2 protein-coding genes and 1 pseudogene are annotated in these 1279 nt (G+C 35.7%); 1 reads left to right on the top strand and 2 read right to left on the bottom strand.

Translation table 11 applies throughout. The features are described from left to right. On the top strand, nt 1-343 hold a 343-nt coding region (locus VXQ92_RS18665; RefSeq protein WP_416682810.1), incomplete at its 5' end, for an ExbD/TolR family protein. Nucleotides 344-409: 66 nt separating this feature from the next. Here the strand turns inward: VXQ92_RS18665 and VXQ92_RS18670 are convergent. Continuing rightward, a complete protein-coding gene (locus VXQ92_RS18670; RefSeq protein WP_416682811.1) occupies nt 410-859 on the bottom strand; it encodes a GNAT family N-acetyltransferase in 450 nt (149 codons plus the stop codon). A 100-nt stretch (nt 860-959) separates the two neighbouring features. Continuing rightward, nucleotides 960-1279: pseudogene (locus tag VXQ92_RS18675) on the bottom strand (malate synthase G); the annotation flags it as partial.

Genomic DNA, 1279 nt, shown 5'->3' on the forward strand with positions numbered 1-1279 from the left:
TGTCATGCTGGTACTCATTATTATGTTTATTATTACTATACCTGCACCAAACAATGCGATTAATATTAATTTGCCAAATGGCACACCGCCACCAACAAATGAAAAGCCACCTGAAATCATTGATGTAAGAATTGATGCAGCAGGCAAAGTATTTTGGAATAACCAACAGGTTTCTGACCGCAAGGCACTAGAGACTTTATTTCAAGGTGTTATCGCCAAAAAAGATCAAGACCAAATCAAACTTAAACCAGACCAAATGGCTGAATATAAAAATGTAGCGATGGTCATGGCTACGGCGCAGCGTTTAGGTGTAACTAAAATTGGGATTGTGAGTAGCAATTAATATCGCTTTTAACTTTAGTTAATTCCATTTCCTTCAACGCTAACTTGAATTCTCAGTTAGCGTTTTTTAAAAAGAAATACCCAACTCTAAAATAATATCACCACATTCATCATATTCCCCAGTTTCTATAAAATTCATTTTTTTATAAAGTTTTCCAGCAATGTTATTAGAAGATTTATACATCGTTCGGATTCGTTTAGCCCCTTTTGAAGCCATTTCATCAATTGCCATTTGCAACGCTAAGGTACCATAACCTTTAGCTTGATGATCTTTGCCAATCATAAATCGAAACAACCAAAATAATTTCTCATCAGGGGGATCAATTTCCACACAATACATTAAGAACCCAACCACCTCATCATTAAAACAGATCACTCTTGGGCAATAGTGTTCCTCGACTTTAGACTCAGCAATAGAATATACATTTGGTGCGACATAGTCCTTTTGAGATTCATCTAATGATAATTTTGCGCATAGAAGCCAATTCTCACGATCGAGATTGTTTAAGTTAATCAAACTTGAAATCCTTTATTTATAAATTCACGCCTTATCTATAAGCACAAAATATACCGAAAATAAAAAGCCTCCGAAGAGGCTTTTTTATAACAGGTTAAAATTAGTCACCTGTATAACCTTTTAATTTTAAACGAGCCGCATGTAGTAATTGCTCAGTATAACCAGAAGGCTGTTCACAACCTTTAAAGATAAGGTCTGAGGCTGCTTGGAAAGCAATATTAGTTTCAAAGTTAGCTGCCATTGGTTTATACAATGGATCATTCGCATTTTGTTCATCAACAATTTTTGCCATGCGTTTAAGCACTTCTTCAACTTGTTCACGAGTCACGATACCGTGACGTAACCAGTTGGCAACATGTTGAGAAGAAATACGTAATGTTGCACGGTCTTCCATTAAGCCCACATTGTTAATATCAGGAA

Source organism: Acinetobacter sp. 228 (assembly GCF_048147885.1).